This is a genomic window from Micromonospora vinacea (assembly GCF_015751785.1).
GTDB classification, from domain to species: Bacteria; Actinomycetota; Actinomycetes; order Mycobacteriales; family Micromonosporaceae; genus Micromonospora; species Micromonospora vinacea.
The window spans coordinates 4,114,585-4,130,362 of record NZ_JADOTY010000001.1 but is presented as its reverse complement, the minus strand read 5'-3'; the positions used below and the strand labels follow the sequence as shown (position 1 = coordinate 4,130,362).

Below are 15,778 nucleotides of genomic sequence, written 5' to 3'. Positions count from 1 at the left end.
GAGGGCTCTTATCGCAGGTCACGCCGGACAGCGTAGCGCAACGACGATACGGTTGCGTCCCGACGTGTTTCGGACTACTGTCCTCGCAGCGACGAGGCGGCGCCCCGCGCATATTTCCCACTAGGATTCGATCGTCGCGAGCAACCCCCGTCTGCACGAAAGATCGGAGCGCCATTTCCATGGCCACCACCGCGCTGGTCGACCCCGACACGGGCCTGACCCAGGCGCAGCTGGCCGCTCGGCACGGGCTACGGGTCGCCGGTGAGCGCCCCAGCCTCGTCGAGTACAGCCGCCGACTATGGGCCTACCGGCACTTCATCGCCGCGTACGCCAACGCCAAGCTCGTCGCCTCGTACAGCAACGCCAAGCTGGGTCAGCTCTGGCAGGTGCTCACCCCGCTGACCAACGCGGCGGTCTACTACCTGATCTTCGGGGTGGTGCTCGCACAGAACAGCATCCCGAACTTCATCGCCTACCTGACCACCGGGTTGTTCATCTTCAACTTCACCCAGAGCGCGGTCCTGGCCGGCACCCAGTCGATCAGCAGCAACCTGGGGCTGATCCGGGCACTGCACTTCCCCCGGGCCAGCCTGCCGCTGTCGACGACGATGACGCAGTTCCAGCAACTGCTGGCGTCGATGGTGGTCCTGATCGGCATCGTGCTGGCCACCGGCGAACCGCTCACCTGGGAGTGGCTGCTGCTGGTGCCGGCACTGCTGCTGCAGGCGGTGTTCAACGCCGGCGTGGTGCTGCTGGTGGCCCGGCTGGGCTCCAAGTCGAGCGACCTGAAGCAGGTCATGCCGTTCATCATGCGCACCTGGATGTACGGCTCCGGCGTCCTCTACAGCGTCAGCCTCTTCGAACGGCTGCCCAGTTGGGCGACGACACTGGTCCAGTACAACCCGCTGCTGGTCTACATCGAGCTGGCCCGGTACACGCTGCTCGAGGAGGCACCGCTGCTCAACGAGTCGCTGACCCAGCTCTGGCTGGTCGGCGCCGGGTGGGCGCTGGTGGCCGGCATCGGCGGTTTCATCTACTTCTGGCGCGGCGAACAGGAGTACGGCCGTGGTTGAGCACTTCGACGCCCCCATCGAGGCGAGCGCGACGATGACCCGGACTCAGGAACGCATCCCGACAGTCGTCGTGGACGACGCGCACATCATCTACCGGGTGCACCAGGGCGCCTCCGGTGGCACCACGCCGGTCGCCGCGCTGCGCCGGCTGGTCAAGCGCACCCACGCGCCGAACGTCCGGGAGGTGCACGCGGTCAAGGGCGTCTCCTTCACCGCGTACCGGGGCGAGGCGATCGGGCTGATCGGCAGCAACGGCTCCGGCAAGTCCACCATCCTGCGGGCCATCGCCGGCCTGCTGCCGGTCAACCGGGGCGCCATCCACACCCAGGGGCAGCCGTCGCTGCTGGGCGTCAACGCCGCCCTGCTCAACGACCTCTCCGGGGAGCGCAACGTCGTCCTCGGCTGCCTGGCCATGGGCATGCACCCCGACGACGTGGCCAAGCAGGCCGCGGGGATCATCGACTTCTCCGGGATCAACGAGCGGGGTGACTTCGCCAGCCTGCCGATGCGGACGTACTCGTCCGGCATGGCGGCCCGGCTGCGGTTCTCCATCGCCGCCGCCAAGAAGCACGACGTGCTGCTCATCGACGAGGCGCTCGCCACCGGCGACAAGGGCTTCCGCAAGCGCAGCGAACAGCGGGTGCGGGAGCTGCGGGAGGGCGCGGGAACGGTGTTCCTGGTCAGCCACCAGCTCTCCTCCGTCCGGGACACCTGCGAACGGACGATCTGGCTGGAATCGGGCGTCATCCGGATGGATGGCCCCACCGACGAGGTCATCCGGGCGTACGAGGCGTACGCGAACAGCAAGTAGAGTTCCGGCGAACGTCCGGCATCGACACGGCACCTGAGGACCGCGTCGCCCGCGTTGGGGCGACGCGGTCCGCGCGTTAAGGTTCATTCCGTCGCCGCTCGGGCGGAACCTTCCGTTAACGCATCCCTGAGAGTGAGGATCCGGCAATGACGCAGGACCAGACCACTGGCCCGGACGCCGAAGCGGAGACCCAGACGCCGTGGCGGCCCTCGCGGACAGTGGCGGTGGTCCTGGCCGGAGGCACCGGGACCCGGCTGGGCCTCGGCATCCCGAAGCAGCTGCTGAAGATCGCCGGTAAGCCGATCATCGAGCACACCCTGGCGGTCTTCGAGGCGGCACCGGAGATCGACGAGATCATCGTGCTGATGGCCACCGGCCACGTCGAGGACGCCCGGCAGATCGTCGAGAAGGCCGGCCTGCGCAAGGTCACCAAGGTGATCGAGGGCGGTGACACCCGCAACGCCACCACCCGGATCGCGCTGGACGCCGTCGGCCCGGAAGACTGCAACATCCTCTTCCACGACGCGGTGCGCCCGCTGCTCAGCGGCCGGATCGTGCGCGAGTGCGTCAACGCGCTCTGGAGCTACGCCGCCGTGGACGTGGCCATCCCCTCCGCGGACACGATCATCCAGGTCGACGACAACGACTGCATCACCGACATCCCGGTGCGCTCCCGGCTGCGCCGGGGCCAGACCCCGCAGGCGTTCCGCTCCCCCACGATCCGGGCGGCGTACCGGATCGCCGAGGACGACCCGGACTTCGCCGCCACCGACGACTGCGGCGTGGTGCTGCGTTACCTTCCCGGCACCCCGATCAAGGTGATCGACGGTTCGGACGAGAACATCAAGGTCACCCACCCGGTCGACGTGCACCTGGCGGACAAGCTCTTCCAGCTCGCCGCGGCGCAGGCGCCCCGGCTGACCGACCACCGCAGCTACAGCGAGGAGCTGACCGGCCGCACCATCGTGGTGTTCGGCGGCAGCTACGGCATCGGCCACGAGTTGACCGAGCTGGCCCGCCGCTACGGCGCCCAGGTCTTCCCGTTCAGCCGGTCCAGCACCGGCACCCACGTGGAGCGGGCCGAGGACGTCGAGGCCGCCCTGACGACCGCCTTCGAGGCCACCGGCCGGATCGACCACGTGGTGGTCACCGCCGGCATCCTGGAGAAGGGCGCCCTCGCCGAGATGGACGAGGAGACCATGGACCGGCTGCTCCAGGTCAACTTCGTCGGCCCGGTGACCATCGCCCGCCAGGCCCTCCCGTACCTCCAGCAGACCAAGGGCCAACTGCTGCTCTACACCTCCAGCTCCTACACCCGGGGCCGGGCCCGCTACGCGCTCTACTCGGCCACCAAGGCCGCCCTGGTCAACCTCACCCAGGCGCTCGCCGACGAGTGGGCCGACGTGGGCGTACGTGTCAACTGCATCAACCCGGAGCGCACCGCCACCCCGATGCGGACGAAGGCCTTCGGCGAGGAGCCGGAGCACACCCTGCTCGCCGCGGAGGCCGTCGCCCAGTCGTCGCTGGACGTGCTGATCTCCGACCTGACCGGTCAGGTGATCGACGTACGCCGGGCGCCCGGCGACGGGCCCACGCCGAGCGTGCCGGCCCAGGCCGGGTCGGGTCGGGTCGAGACGCCGGCCGGCGCGACGTCCGCCAACTGACGCCGACGGCTGCGGAACCACGAACGGAGCGACATGCGCGGCGACCTGGTCCGAAAGCTGGCCGCCCGGTGCCTGACCACCGGGTTGGCAGTGCTGGCCTTCGTCGTGCTGGCGCTCACCGGCGCCACCGGCTGGGGGCTGGCGTTGGCCGTCGCCGCGCTGGCCGCCTCCGCCGCTGAGCAGCGAATCCGGCCCAGCGCCGACCTGGTGGCGGAGACCACGTTGATCGCCGCCGCGATCCTGGTCGGTTACTCCCGGCGGCTGGACGACGGGCTCGACCCCGCGCTGGTCGCCACCGGGCTGGTCCTGCTGGGGCTGGTGCTGCTGGTGGGGCCGCTGCGCACCGCCGGCAGCCTGGAGATCCGTTCGGCCAACCTGCCGGTACGCAACTGGACGGCGCTGATCGCCGGCCGGCTCGCCACGGCCCTGCTCGGGCTGCTCGCCGCCCTGGCGCTCGCCGCCGCGCTGGCCCTGCCGGCCGGTGTGGCGCTGGCCGCCAGCCTGCTGGTCGGCGCGGGAGCCGGCGCTGTCGCACTGGACCTGGCCCGGCGGCGGTTCCGACCGCGGGCCGGTGGCGGGTCGGTGGCCGCCGCGCTGCGCCGGCACCAGCCGGAGTTCCTGCTCTACTTCTCCGCGCCTCCCGGGTCGGAATACCAGGTCACCATGTGGCTGCCGTACCTGGAACGGATCGGCCGGCCGTTTCTGGTCATGCTGCGCGAGCCGGAGTTCCTGGCCCCGATCGCGGCGGCCACCGACGCCCCGGTGGTCTACTGCCCCACCCTGGGGGCGATGGATCAGGCGTTGGTGCCGAGCCTGCGGGCGGCGTTCTACGTCAACCACGGGGCGAAGAACAGCCACTGCGTCCGCTTCACCCAGCTCACCCACATCCAGCTGCACCACGGCGACAGCGACAAGGCGCCGAGCGCCAACCCGGTGTCGGGGATCTTCGACCGGATCTTCGTGGCCGGGCAGGCGGCGATCGACAGGTACGCCCGCGCCGGGGTGCAGATCCCTGCGGAGAAGTTCGTGGTGGTGGGTCGCCCACAGGTCGAGTCGATCGAGGTGGGCTCCGAGCCCACGCGCGGGTTGGCGCACCCGACGGTGCTGTACACCCCGACCTGGACGGGGCACCACGCCGACGCCGACTACTGCTCGCTGCCGGTGGCCGAGGGCCTGCTGCGCCGACTGGTGGAGCGCGGCGCGACGGTGATCCTGCGGGCCCACCCGTACACCGCGCAGAACCCGGCATCGGCCCGCCAGTTGGGCCGCCTGACCGAACTGCTCGTCGCCGACCGGGCCCGCACCGGCCGCCAGCACGTGGTCGGCGCGGCAGCCCGGGAGCTGAGCCTGACCGAGTGCGTCAACTCCGCCGACGCGCTGGTCTCCGACGTGTCCGGCGTGATCTCCGACTTCCTCTACTCCGGCAAGCCGTACGCGGTCACCGACATGGGCGACGAGGGCGACCGGTTCGTGGAGCGGTTCCCGCTGGCCGGATCGGGTTACGTGCTGCGCCGGGACATGTCCAACGTGGACGAGGTGCTGACCGCGCTGCTGGACACCGACCCGCTGGCCGAGGCCCGCTGGGCCACCCGCCGCCGCTACCTGGGTGACTTCCCGGCCGAGTCGTACGCCGAGGCGTTCCTGACCGCCGCCCGCCGGGAGCTGACGCCCGCCGAGACACTGACCGCCTCCGCACCGGCGTAGCCGCTCAGCGGTAGGGGTCGAGCAGCGCCAGCACCGCCGCCGGGTCCTCCACGTGCGCGTTGTGCCCGAGGCCGGGCAGCGTGGCGACCGGTACGCCGTACTCCTTGAGTTGTTCGTCGGTGACCATCGGGTCCTTCTCCCCGCGCGCCAGCACCACCGGTACGTCGGTCGCCGCCAGCAGCGCGGCCAGGTCGGGCTCGCCGACGGCGAAGGCGGTCGGGTCCATGGCGAGGCGCCACCGGCCGTCGACCTGGCGCAGCCCGGCGTCCACCACCGGGTGGTCCGGTGAGACCAGGCCGGCCAGCCCGGCGACGCGCAGGTAGCGGCGAGCCGCCTCGGTGCGGCTGGCGAACCAGCTCACCGGTCGGGCGGCGACCTCGGCGGCGCGGGTCAGCTCGGCGGGTGACCAGAGCGCCTTGATGCCCAGCCCGACCACCGCGTCCACCGGCGTTCCGGCGTCGCGGGCGGCCAGCGCCAGGCCGACCACGCCACCCAGCGAGTGCCCGAGCACGACCAGCCGGTCGTCGGGGGCGAGGGCCTGCGCGATCTGTTGGGCGAAGCCCGCGAAGGAGTACGACGGCAGCGGCGGCGCCCAGCCGTGTCCGGCGAGGTCCGGTGCAAGCCACCGCCCGGGCCAGTGCTGCTCGAGGTACGGCGCCCAGGGCAACCACACGTCCCCGGTCGCCCCCATGCCGTGCAGCAGCAGCAGGACCGGCCTACGGCCGGCGTGACCACCCGATTTCTCCACCACGGCCGCAGTCTCCCACGGTTCACGGCCCGGTACGAGAGCCGTCGATGGCGTTACCCGGGCCCGCGCGGACAAAGACCGCGGGCGCCGGCTCCTTGTGGGAGACGGCGCCCGCGGCGGTCAGCGTGCCCGGGTCAGGCGGAGTAGCCCCGGCTGGTGATCCAGTTGGCCAGGTCGATCGTGGTGATCCAGTACGACGGGTCGGCCGGGTTCGCCGAGTCGGCGATCCGCACGGTGCGACCGTTGTCCTTGTAGCCCACGACGGCGATGTAGTGCCCGCCGCCGTAGGAGTGCCAGCCACCGTCGGTGTCGGTGGCGTCCCCGACGACGTTGGCCACCACGCCACGGCCGTCGGTGATGGCCTTCACCACGTCGGCCTGGAGCCGGTCCATCTGTGCCGGGCTGGGCGAGCCGGGGAACATCCGGGTCCGGTACGGGGAGCCCTTCACCTCGGCGTTCAGCACCCGGGTGGTGTCCTCGGCCGAGTTGGTGCCCATCTCGGTGGTGCCCAGCTCGGCGCCGAGCTCCTCCTGGGTGCGGTCGATGCCGGCGGCGCTGAGCGCGTTGCGGGTGGCCGCCGGGCCGCAGTTGTAGTAGGTGTTCTGCGCCTCGTAGTCGTAGTCCAGCACCTTGGTCGCGGGCGGCTTCGGCCGCTCCGGCTTCCGGGTCAGGTCCGGGTTGCTGCTGGCCTTTGCGGCGGGTGACGCGGTGCTGGTGGCCGGGGCGGCAGTGGTCGGCGCGGTGCCGGCCGAGGGGGACGCGTCCCGGGCCTCGCCACGGGAGGCGGCGACGTCGCTGCGCATCTCGGCGACAGTGGTCGCGGTGCGCTGGCCGGCCGGGGCGTCGTCGGCCGTGGTGAGCAGGGCGCCGGTGGTGGTGGCGATGGCGAGGGCCGCGGCGGAGGCGGCGACGATCTGGTACGGGCGCTCGGTGACGAGGCGACGGAGCTGACGCTTCACTGTGTGCTTCACGGGGTCCTCCACGGATCGGGGGGAGAGCGGCACACCGGGGCCGGACCGGTATCCGGGCAGGCGCCAGCGCGCGGACCGTGGTCCGCGGATGGTGAACCGCTCAGGGGAACGCCCGGCGCGGCCGGGCGGGAAAGGCGATGACCCGGGGGGGTCAGCTCACCGTCACTGGACGAGTGAGCGGGTGCACCGCCGCGCCGTGGAGGCGAGGGAACAACCGAGGGGTGGAAAGGTGCTGCACGAGGATGGGACTCCTTCCGACACCGCCTACCGGGTTAGCTGACGGATTCGGGCGGGAAGATCGCCCTACCGCGGGCCGTGGCTCGCGGATTCACCCCGGACTTACTGGTGGGTCCCCGGTTCGTTGATCACGATTAAGCGGGTCGGTGCGGCGTCGCGTCTTGCGATCGGTTACCGCACCGGACGGGACGACACTACTGGCCGCTTCACGCCCTGCCAAGCCAGGTTCACCTGCGTAAACCTCAATTGGCGCGACAATTTCTGCGCGTATTGCCGATGATGTGACTCGATGGGACAACCGGTTACGGTGACGCCTGCGGTCGACAACCGGACAGGCCGCGAAGAAGGCGACCATAATCGCGGGAACAATGCCGCCGATCGCGCCGACCGTCCGATTCCGCTATTGGGTGACCGGCCTCACATCACGGATCGGGCTCAACTCACCCGGGCCGGGCGCCACCGTGCCACGACGGCGGGTCGCATCGCATCGGCCACCGACCGGCGAGCGGGCACCGGGGTCGGACGCAGCCGGGCCGCCGCCGCGTACGCCTCCTCGGCGAGGGTACGGGCCGACTCGGCGGCCAACTCCGCGTCGCGCCAGGCGGCCCGCTCACGGCCGGCAGCCACCTGGTAGTCGGCCAGCCGCGCGTCCCGGACCACCCGGCTGATCAACACCTCCTGCTCGACAGGGTGTCGCCGGGGATCCCAGCCACGGCGGTGCCCGAAAACGTCGCTGAGCTGGGCCATGGTCAGGTCGCCCCGCCAGTACGCCGCCATCGCCGCGCGGTGCAGAAAGCGTTCCCGGGCGGCGTACTCGGCGGGGGTGTGCGGGGTCTGCGGGGTGGGCAACACCCCGGCCCCGGCGAAGCGACGCGCTGCGGTGTCCGCCTCGTCGTACCCGGTCCAGGCCCGCTCCAATTGCTCCTGAGCGGTCTGCCAGGCCGCGCGTCGGCGCCGGGCGGTGGTGGCCGCGCCAGCCGCGGCGACGGCCACCTCCTCGGCGTACCGGCGCACGTCGACGGCCTCGGCGGCGGCCATCTCCCGGACGGTCGGCCCGGCCGGGGGCGGATCGTCAGCGGGCCGCTCCCGTTCGGGGCGGGCGGCCAGGACGGTGAGGAGGCCCAGGGTCAGCAGGAACAGCGTCGACCAGATGGCGGCGGCCTGCGGCACCTCGGTCACGAACTGGTAGAAGACGACGGTCTCCATGGTCGGCACCTCGGGGAGAGAGCAGTGCGATGGGGAGCCGCACCGACCAGCGGGCCAGTATGGGCCACGGGTCGGCGGGTCAGGGAACGGTGGGTCGACGGGGCGCGGTGACGGGACGGTCGTCCCGGTGGCTCAGCGCCCGGGTGGGGCCCGGGAAGCCCGACCGCTCGCAGCGTCGACGAGGGGCAGCCGGTCGGACCCGGCCGCGCGGACCGGCAGCACGCCGGCCGCGATGGTGCCCTGGTCGCCGGGGAGCGCCACCGGCGTGTCGACCGACGATGTCGGGACCGACTCCTCGGCGGCCTCCGGCGGTATCGCCTGGCGCGCCGCACCGTGCGCCCCGACCTGCCGGCAGGAGGCCGCCAACGGCCCGGCGGCGACGGAGGCCAGCACCGCATTCGACGTCGGCACCGGGCTGGGCGTTGATCCGGCGGCCGTGGCCGGGCCTGCGCCGAGCGCCAGGGCCGCGACGACGGCGAGGCTGGTCAGCACCCGCGTCGCCCAGCGCGCCACCCACCACAGCGGACAGGTGAACGCGACCGGAAGCACGGCACCAGGCTACCGTCGTGCCGACCCGGGCGCACTGGCCACGGGCGTGTCGGATCACGCCGCGCCGACCCCGCTGACCAGGGTGGACGCTGTCAGCGCAGGTCGACGTACGGTGATCGACCGCCGGCCTGACCGACCTCGTCGGCAGCCCCGCCGGCCTCGCCGCGGGCGCTGCTCGCGGGGTCTCGGGCGTCGTCGTCGCCAGCGGTGCGCTGTCGGGGGACGGGCGCCGGACGGGCCGCGCGGCGCGGCGCGAGCCGGCGCATCATCGGGGTCTCGACGAAGCGGTGCAGCAGGCCGGCGAGGATCAGGTTCGCCACCAGGAAGCCGAGCACCACGGCCGGGCCACGCCAACCCTCGAAGCCGATCCCCCAGGTTCCGCTCCAACGCAGCACGCTCGTCATCACCAGCACGTGCACCAGGTAGAAGGCGAACGAGACCTCACCGAGCCAGACCAGCGGCCGGGACCGCCACGGCGAGCGCCGACCCCGCACGTCCGCGTCCGCGGCGGCGGTGATCACCAACAGGTACGCGACAGCGAGCAGCGTGGTCCACAGCTCGGCACGGATCCACTGCGCGGCCGTCACCCAGGTGACCAGGAAGATTCCGCTGGCCACGGTCAGACCGGGACCGCGCCACAGCCCCCGGCGCATCAACTCGGCCGCCACTGCGCCCAACCAGAACTCCAGCGACCGCACCGGCGGGAAGATCTGGGTGAACCACCACCGACTCACCTCCGGCACCAACTCCTGCGCCGGCCAGAGCGCGAGGATCAGCAGCGGCAGCGCGACGATCAACGCCCAGAGCAGCTTCGGTCGGGCCCGGCGCAGCAACGGCAGCGCCAGCGGCAGACAGAGGTAGAAGAAGAACTCGCAGGAGAGCGACCAGCTGACGGTGTTGATGCTGTAGAACCAGCCCGGCCGGGGATCCCACGCCTGCAACAGCAGCAGATTCTCCAGTGCGGCCGCCGGTAGGACCGGGTCGGCGAACCACCAGGCGACCACCAGCGTCGCCGCCCACAGCACCAGGTGGTTGGGGTAGATCTTGGCGATCCGGCGCCGCCAGAAGGTACGCCGGGAGTCGCCCTCGCGGGCCGACCAGACCAGCACGAAACCGCTGAGGATGAAGAAGAACTGCACCCCGGAGAGGCCGAGGGTGAACAGCGCGTCGATCACGGCCTTGTAGTCCGGCTCGGCGATGATCCGCATCGTGCCGGCGTGGAAGCCGAAGACCAGCAGGGCGGCGATCCAGCGCAGCCCGGTCAGCGAGGGCAGCCGGGGCAGCGCGGGTGCGGGCCGGACGTCCGACGTCGCGGCGACGCTCGTCATGCCGGGATCCCGGCGCTCGGCAGGGTCACCAGCACTGTCGTAGCCTCCTCGGCGCGGCGTCGGACGGCGCGACGGCGACGCCCGCGACGGCCCGGCAGGGCCGCACCGAGGCACCCTACCGGGTCACTCCCGGGTGAACCGGACGCGTCCCACCCGCCCCACCAGGCCCGCGTTCCCCGGACCGGGGATCGCCCACCGGAGGGCGTTCACCTTCCGCTGGGCGGGAGTTCAGAGATTCCACCATCGGCGGCAACGTCAGGTTCCGGGGCCGGCCACCCGGGTCGTCGAAGGTGGCGGACGTGGTCAATGAGCCGACGCACGCACCGCTGTTGAGCATCGTCGTGCCCGTGTACGGCGTCGAGGCGTACCTGTACCAGTGCCTCGAGTCGATCCGGGCCGACATCCCGGCGGGCGAGTCGGAAGCGGTCGAGCTGATCGCCGTCGACGACGCCTCCCCGGACGGCTGCGGCGACATGCTCCGCTCCTACGCGGTCGGCCGCGACGGCGTCCGCGTCGTGCACCTGAGCAGCAACGTGGGTCTGGGGTTGGCCCGCAACGCCGGGCTCGACGTGGCCACCGGCCGGTACGTCTGGTTCGTCGACAGCGACGACTGGTTGCCGCCGGGCACGATCGCGGCGGTGCTGGACCGGTTGCGCCAGCACCAGCCCGACGTGCTGATGCTCGACCACCTGCGGGTGCACGAGGACGGCCGACGGGAGGTCGACGCGAGCAGCCCGCTGCTGCGCGGAATTCCCGGCGTGACCCGGCTGGCCGACCAGCCGCAGCTGCTACGGGTCCAGCACACCGCCTGGAACAAGGTGGTCCGCCGGGACTTCATGGACGAGCTGGAGCTGCGGTTCTTCCCCGGCTGGTACGAGGACATCCCGTTCAGCCACCCGCTGCTGATCGGCGCCGAGAAGGTCTCCGTGCTGGACCGGGTCTGTTACCTGTACCGCCAGGGCCGGCAGGGCGCGATCACCTCCACCCGCAGCGGCCGGCACTTCGACGCCTTCGCCCAGTACGAGCGGCTGATGGACTGGGTCGCCCGGAAGCACCCGGACGAGCGGTTGCAGGCCGAACTGTTCGAGCTGATGATCAGCCACTACCTGGTGGTGGTGGGCAACGATGGCCGGCTGCACCCACACCTGCGGCGCGACTTCTTCCACCGGGCAGCCGCGCACTACCGTCGGTACCTGCCCACCGGCGGGTACCCGCTGCCCCCGGGCGTGACCGGGCTCAAGCACCGCCTCGTCGGGCGGGGTGACTGGTTGGCGTACTCGGCGCTGCGCCAGGCCCACCGGGTCGCTGGTCGCCTGCGTCGGCCTGGCCCGGCGGTCGGCGCCGACAGCGGTTCGGCCGCCGCCGACGAGGACCCGGCCCGAGCGGCAGGCACCGCGCCGACGCGCGACGCCGGGCTCGCCCCGGAGCGACGCGACGCGCTGGCCGGTGGCCGGCTGCCGTGATCGACCCCACCACAGAGCACGCCGGGAGCCGGGGCGGCTCCCGGCGCCCCGGTTTTCCAGGTCGTCCGCCCGCCGGGTGGACGACGACAGCACCACCGCACCCCGGTGCGGGCGTACCTGAGCAGAGGTCGGAATGACGGCGACAATCAAGATCGGACCGCACGCGGTCGGTGCCGGGGAGCGACCCTTCGTGGTCGCCGAGATGTCCGGCAACCACAACGGCGATCTGAACCGGGCGCTGGCCATCGTCGACGCGGTGGCCGAGAGTGGCGCGCACGCGCTCAAGCTCCAGACGTACCGGCCGGACACGATCACCATCGACGTCGACACCCCGGCGTTCCGGATCTCCAGCGGGCACGAGCTGTGGGGCGGAGAGAACCTGTACCGCCTCTACGAGCGCGCGCACACCCCGTACGAGTGGCACGCCCCGATCTTCGCGCGGGCCCGCGAGCGCGGCCTGACCGTCTTCTCGTCGCCGTTCGACGCCACTGCCGTGGAGCTGCTGGAGTCACTGGACGCGCCCGCGTACAAGATCGCCTCGTCTGAGCTTGTCGACCTGCCGCTGATCCGGCTGGTGGCCAGCACCGGCAAGCCGATGGTGATCTCCACGGGGATGGCGACGGTCGCCGAGATCGACGCCGCCGTGCGCACCGCCCGGGCCGGTGGCGCGGCGGGCATCGTCCTGCTGGCCTGCACCGCGTCCTACCCGGCGCCGCCGGCCGACAGCAACCTGCGCCGGTTGCCGGTGCTGGCCGGTGCGTTCGACGTGCCGGTGGGGCTCTCCGACCACACGCCCGGCATCGGCGTCGCGGTCGCCTCGGTGGCGCTCGGCGCCTGCTTCATCGAGAAGCACGTGACGCTGGACCGGGCCGACGGTGGCGTGGACTCGGACTTCTCCCTGAACCCGGCGGAGCTGACGGCCCTGGTCGCCGAGTCCGGCCGGGCGTACGCGGCGCTGGGGGGCACCGCGATCGGCCCGACCCCCGCCGAGCGGGAGGGGCTGCGGTTCCGCCGGTCGCTCTTCGTGGTCGAGGACGTGCGGGCCGGCGACCCGGTGACCGCGAACAACGTCCGCTCGATCCGGCCGGCCGGCGGGCTGGCCCCCGTGGAGATCGACCGGGTGTTGGGCCGCACCTTCACCAGCGACGTCCCCCGCGGTACCCCGCTGAGCTGGGACCTGATCTGACGGGCACCCGCCCCGCGATCGTGCAGTTACTGTCCCGACTCAAGGCGCGAAAGCCGCGATTCGGCGTCAGCAAGTGCAAGATCGCGGGGCGGGAGGGTCGGGGCGAAGCCGACGGTGACCACCAGATCGGCCGTGCGCAGGGTCCGCCAGAGCGCGGTGCCGTCCACCGGAGTGCCCAACCCGTGCCAGCGCCACCAGGTCGCGATCGGCACGTCGGCCAGCTTGCAGCAGCACTCGGCCCGGGTCCACCGGGCCCAGAAGTCACCCGGGCCGAAGCGGCGGGCCAACGCCGGGGGCACCGCGGCGGCGGCGCGCTCCGCGTCGATGGCCACCCGCCAACCGGGCACTGGTGGGCCGTACCAGCCGACGCACCGTCCGTCGTCGAGGTGGCTGCGGGTCACCGCGTCGGCCATCGCGGCCGGTGACCCGATGCGCAGGTGCTGCTCGGCGGCGGCGAGCAACCCCGGCACCGGACGCGGCACGGCGGTCCCGCCGTGCCGCGCTGGTCGCACCGGGAGGGAAACCGGCCGCAGGTCAGATGGCGGCGGCACCGTCCACCACGATGACCTGGCCGTTGATGTTGGTGTGATCCCGCAGCAGCATCCGCACCACCGGGGTGACCTCCACCGGCTCGGTCAGGTGACCGGTCGGGGTGCGGCGCACGATCTGGTCGAGCTGGGTCGGACCGAGCACGGCGGACATCTCCGAGGCGAAGAAGCCGGGCGCGACCGAGTTGACAAGCATCCGGCCGCCCAGTTCGCGGGCGAGCGAACGGGTGGCGGCGTCCATGCCGCCCTTGGTGGCCGAGTACGCGACGAGGCCCGGGAATCCGCGCTGCCCGCAGATCGAGGTGATGTTGACGATCCGCCCGCGCAGCCCCTTGGCGAGCATCCGGCGGATCACCAGCCGGGTCAGCTGGAGCGGGGCCGTCAGGTTGGTCTCGATGATCCGGGCGATGTCCTCATTGGCGGTGTGCGCGTGCAGGGAGTCCTGCCCCACGGCGGCGTTGTTGACGATGCCGTCGATCGGGCCGAGGCGCTGCTCCACCTCACGGATGAAGCTCTGCGCGGCGCGTAGGTCGGTGACGTCCACCGAGCCGACGTGCACCCGGTCGGGGTGCTCGGCGGCGAGCTTCTCCAACTCCGGGGTGACGGTGCGGGCGAACGCGGCCACCCGTACGCCCGCGTCGAGCAGGTCGGTGACGATGGCCAGGCCCAGGCCGCGGGACCCGCCGGAGACGAGGACCACGGAGCTGGGCGGAACGAGCTGGGTGTCGGCGGGCTCAGACATCGCTCTTCAGGGTCTCCTTGACGGGAATGTCGGTCAGGACGCGAATGCGGCGCGGCACCGCGTGCTCGGGAAGCTGGTCGGCGCACCAGCGGACCAGCGCTGCCTCGTCCGGCACACCGGGGTCGGTGGAGGCCGGGTCGGCGGGGGCGAGGACGACCTCGGCTACCACCATCCGCCCGAGCACCGGGGCGCGGCGGCCGGTCACCCGGGCCCAGGCCACCGCCGGATGCGCGGCCAGCACGCCGCGGACCACACCGGCGGAGACCTTGCTGCCACCGACGTTGATCTCGTCGGAGTCGAGTCGGCCGGTGATCAGCACCCGACCGTCGAGCACCTGCACCCGGTCCCCGGTGCGGATCGGGCCGGCGAGACCGGCCCCGTGGTACGGGGAGGTGACCACCAGCTCGTCGTCGCGGACGGAGAGCGTCGGCCGGCCCGGGGTTACCCGGTCCAGCCAGTCGACCGGGAACCCGGCCCGCCCGTCGTGCACCACAATGGACGCCCCCACCTCGGAGGACGCGTAGATCCAGGAGATCCGGGCCGCCGGGAAGACCTCCCTCAGCTGGTCCAGGATCGCCTGGTCCACCGGCTCTCCGCCGAGGGTGATCTGGCGCAGCGGCACCCGGGCCAACGCCTCGGCGTCCCGGTAGAGGGTGCGGCGCCAGAAGGTCGGGGTGCCGGAGGCCGCGTCGACCCCGTGCGCGGCCGCGACCGACGGCCAGTCGTCCAACTCGTCGGGCTCGACCACCACCAGGTGCTGACCGGGCTGGGTCAGCGACAGCGTGACCACCTGCCACCAGGCGTACGTGCCGGGGGCGTACGGGCAGAGCCAGGTCCGGTCGGGCTGGTCGGCCCGCACTGTGGTCAGCGTGTCGAGGGTGTGCCCGACCCGCTTCGGACGCCCGGTGGAGCCCGAGGTCAGCAGCCAGAGCCGGCCGGGCTCGGCGGCACGCGACCGGGCCGGTGCGCTCGGGTGCACGCCGTCGTCGTCGAGGACGCTGACGGTGAACCCCGCCTCCAGCAGCTCGGCGCGCATCGCCTCGTCGACCCGGCTGGCGGTGCTGAGCAGCAGCTCGGTGCCGTGCACGGCGTGCTGCCGCGCCGCGGTGAGCGCATGCACGGCGGAGTGGGCGAGCACCGCCGCCGGATCGGGCAGGGTCGGCGTCGGCAGCGAGCGCCAGGTCAGGGCGGCGCCACCGACGACGAGCCGGTTGTCGACACCGGCCGGCTCCGGGTGCGCGGGGGCGGGGTGGCGCGACGTCGCGACTGTCACTGGTGTTGAAGCTCGACGAGGAAGTCGAGGACGTCCCCGACGGTGGCGATGCGACGCAGCCCGGGGGCGTCGAAGTTGAGCTCCTCCCCCGTCTCGTCCTCCACCCGCAGGGCCAGCTCGGAGAAGTCGAGCGACCGGAAGCCGATCTCCCGCAACTGCGCCGCGTCGTCCGCGGGCAGCTCCTTGTCCTGGTTCTTCAGCACCTGAGCCATGAGGTCGCGGATCTGCGCGCGACTCAATTCGTTCATGCGCCGCAGTCTACAACCCAACGAATG

General features: G+C 72.3%; 15 protein-coding genes and 1 riboswitch. Of the genes, 6 read left to right on the top strand and 9 right to left on the bottom strand.

The window, feature by feature from the left end:
• Positions 1 to 179 precede the first annotated feature (179 nt).
• The 4 genes from IW249_RS19545 to IW249_RS19530 all read left to right on the top strand — a co-directional run bounded on the left by IW249_RS19545 (position 180) and on the right by IW249_RS19530 (position 5,252).
• Positions 180 to 1,073 (top strand): ABC transporter permease, encoded by an 894-nt coding sequence (locus IW249_RS19545; RefSeq protein WP_196922078.1) that lies wholly within the window; start codon positions 180 to 182, stop codon positions 1,071 to 1,073.
• 34 nt (positions 1,074 to 1,107) lie between these two features.
• Positions 1,108 to 1,884 (top strand): ABC transporter ATP-binding protein, encoded by a 777-nt coding sequence (locus IW249_RS19540; RefSeq protein WP_124778207.1) that lies wholly within the window; start codon positions 1,108 to 1,110, stop codon positions 1,882 to 1,884.
• A 146-nt stretch (positions 1,885 to 2,030) separates the two neighbouring features.
• Positions 2,031 to 3,548, top strand: coding sequence for a bifunctional cytidylyltransferase/SDR family oxidoreductase (locus IW249_RS19535; protein WP_196922077.1), 1,518 nt, complete (start codon positions 2,031 to 2,033; stop codon positions 3,546 to 3,548).
• Positions 3,549 to 3,581: 33 nt separating this feature from the next.
• Complete coding sequence (locus tag IW249_RS19530; RefSeq protein WP_196922076.1) at positions 3,582 to 5,252, top strand: CDP-glycerol glycerophosphotransferase family protein; 1,671 nt, start codon at positions 3,582 to 3,584, stop codon at positions 5,250 to 5,252.
• 4 nt (positions 5,253 to 5,256) lie between these two features.
• On the opposite strand, the gene IW249_RS19525 is transcribed toward IW249_RS19530, so the two are convergent.
• The 5 genes from IW249_RS19525 to IW249_RS19505 all read right to left on the bottom strand — a co-directional run bounded on the left by IW249_RS19525 (position 5,257) and on the right by IW249_RS19505 (position 10,291).
• Entirely contained in the window at positions 5,257 to 6,003 is a 747-nt protein-coding gene (locus IW249_RS19525) for an alpha/beta hydrolase (RefSeq protein WP_196922075.1), read from the bottom strand.
• A gap of 131 nt (positions 6,004 to 6,134) precedes the next feature.
• Complete coding sequence (locus IW249_RS19520) at positions 6,135 to 6,983, bottom strand: C39 family peptidase (RefSeq protein WP_196922074.1); 849 nt, start codon at positions 6,981 to 6,983, stop codon at positions 6,135 to 6,137.
• Between the two features lie 234 nt (positions 6,984 to 7,217).
• Positions 7,218 to 7,359, bottom strand: a riboswitch (cyclic di-AMP (ydaO/yuaA leader).
• Between the two features lie 284 nt (positions 7,360 to 7,643).
• On the bottom strand, positions 7,644 to 8,414 hold the full coding sequence (locus tag IW249_RS19515) for a hypothetical protein (protein WP_196922073.1): 771 nt from the start codon (positions 8,412 to 8,414) through the stop codon (positions 7,644 to 7,646).
• 132 nt (positions 8,415 to 8,546) lie between these two features.
• Positions 8,547 to 8,963 carry a hypothetical protein gene (locus tag IW249_RS19510; RefSeq protein ID WP_196922072.1) on the bottom strand — a complete coding sequence of 139 codons (417 nt, stop codon included), beginning with the start codon at positions 8,961 to 8,963 and terminating at the stop codon, positions 8,547 to 8,549.
• A 92-nt stretch (positions 8,964 to 9,055) separates the two neighbouring features.
• Complete coding sequence (locus IW249_RS19505; RefSeq protein ID WP_196922071.1) at positions 9,056 to 10,291, bottom strand: acyltransferase family protein; 1,236 nt, start codon at positions 10,289 to 10,291, stop codon at positions 9,056 to 9,058.
• A gap of 299 nt (positions 10,292 to 10,590) precedes the next feature.
• On the opposite strand from IW249_RS19505, the gene IW249_RS19500 reads away from it, so the two are divergent.
• Together IW249_RS19500 and pseI are read left to right on the top strand one after the other, a co-directional pair.
• Positions 10,591 to 11,754, top strand: coding sequence for a glycosyltransferase family 2 protein (locus tag IW249_RS19500; RefSeq protein ID WP_196922070.1), 1,164 nt, complete (start codon positions 10,591 to 10,593; stop codon positions 11,752 to 11,754).
• A 133-nt stretch (positions 11,755 to 11,887) separates the two neighbouring features.
• Entirely contained in the window at positions 11,888 to 12,940 is a 1,053-nt protein-coding gene (gene pseI, locus IW249_RS19495; RefSeq protein ID WP_196922069.1) for a pseudaminic acid synthase, read from the top strand.
• A gap of 26 nt (positions 12,941 to 12,966) precedes the next feature.
• On the opposite strand, the gene IW249_RS19490 is transcribed toward pseI, so the two are convergent.
• The 4 genes from IW249_RS19490 to IW249_RS19475 are packed head-to-tail and all read right to left on the bottom strand — an operon-like array spanning position 12,967 to position 15,751.
• On the bottom strand, positions 12,967 to 13,422 hold the full coding sequence (locus IW249_RS19490) for a hypothetical protein (protein WP_196922068.1): 456 nt from the start codon (positions 13,420 to 13,422) through the stop codon (positions 12,967 to 12,969).
• 52 nt (positions 13,423 to 13,474) lie between these two features.
• Positions 13,475 to 14,230 (bottom strand): SDR family NAD(P)-dependent oxidoreductase, encoded by a 756-nt coding sequence (locus tag IW249_RS19485; protein ID WP_196922067.1) that lies wholly within the window; start codon positions 14,228 to 14,230, stop codon positions 13,475 to 13,477.
• Positions 14,223 to 15,503, bottom strand: a complete 1,281-nt coding sequence (locus tag IW249_RS19480) for an AMP-binding protein (RefSeq protein WP_196922066.1) — start codon at positions 15,501 to 15,503, stop codon at positions 14,223 to 14,225. The genes IW249_RS19485 and IW249_RS19480 overlap by 8 nt, the downstream gene beginning before the upstream one ends.
• Positions 15,500 to 15,751, bottom strand: coding sequence for an acyl carrier protein (locus tag IW249_RS19475; protein ID WP_091401397.1), 252 nt, complete (start codon positions 15,749 to 15,751; stop codon positions 15,500 to 15,502). Before IW249_RS19475 ends, IW249_RS19480 begins: the two co-directional genes overlap by 4 nt.
• Positions 15,752 to 15,778 lie beyond the last annotated feature (27 nt).

Excerpts from the sequence above, each read along its gene's own strand:
- IW249_RS19515 (WP_196922073.1), bottom strand. The coding sequence starts at position 8,414 with ATGGAGACCGTCGTCTTCTACCAGTTCGTGACCGAGGTGCCGCAGGCC.
- IW249_RS19545 (WP_196922078.1), top strand. The coding sequence starts at position 180 with ATGGCCACCACCGCGCTGGTCGACCCCGACACGGGCCTGACCCAGGCG.
- IW249_RS19505 (WP_196922071.1), bottom strand. The coding sequence starts at position 10,291 with ATGACGAGCGTCGCCGCGACGTCGGACGTCCGGCCCGCACCCGCGCTG.
- IW249_RS19530 (WP_196922076.1), top strand. The coding sequence starts at position 3,582 with ATGCGCGGCGACCTGGTCCGAAAGCTGGCCGCCCGGTGCCTGACCACC.
- pseI (WP_196922069.1), top strand. The coding sequence starts at position 11,888 with ATGACGGCGACAATCAAGATCGGACCGCACGCGGTCGGTGCCGGGGAG.
- IW249_RS19535 (WP_196922077.1), top strand. The coding sequence starts at position 2,031 with ATGACGCAGGACCAGACCACTGGCCCGGACGCCGAAGCGGAGACCCAG.
- IW249_RS19475 (WP_091401397.1), bottom strand. The coding sequence starts at position 15,751 with ATGAACGAATTGAGTCGCGCGCAGATCCGCGACCTCATGGCTCAGGTG.
- IW249_RS19485 (WP_196922067.1), bottom strand. The coding sequence starts at position 14,230 with ATGTCTGAGCCCGCCGACACCCAGCTCGTTCCGCCCAGCTCCGTGGTC.
- IW249_RS19540 (WP_124778207.1), top strand. The coding sequence starts at position 1,108 with ATGACCCGGACTCAGGAACGCATCCCGACAGTCGTCGTGGACGACGCG.